The sequence below is a fragment of the Corynebacterium sp. MSK158 genome (assembly GCF_030229085.1).
GTDB lineage: Bacteria > Actinomycetota > Actinomycetes > Mycobacteriales > Mycobacteriaceae > Corynebacterium.
In genome coordinates this window covers 1-255 of sequence record NZ_JASPHJ010000052.1, presented here as the reverse complement: position 1 = coordinate 255, position 255 = coordinate 1, and the positions used below count along the sequence as shown (strand labels likewise).

1 protein-coding gene is annotated in these 255 nt (G+C 53.3%); it reads right to left on the bottom strand.

The features are described from left to right. Positions 1-255 (bottom strand): sensor histidine kinase (locus tag QP915_RS11650; protein ID WP_284769439.1); only part of this gene is annotated, 255 nt, incomplete at both ends.

Sequence of the window (255 nt, the reverse complement as noted above, 5' to 3'; positions counted from 1 at the left end):
CCCGCCGCTGTCCTCTATTCGCTTGTACAGCCCGAGTAGCCCGCCACTGTGGTACTGCTTTTCCGGATCGAAGCCGCAACCATCATCTACGACTTGGAGCTTATTTTGGGTTATGCTAACCCAGCAGTGCTGTGCTCCTGAGTGGCGAATAACGTTAGTAGTGAGCTCACGTAATGCCCAGGAAAAGGCGGCGTCATAAAGTCCTACGGCTTGGACGTTGGCAGGAAGATGCGCTTGAATCCCTGTAGTATCGAA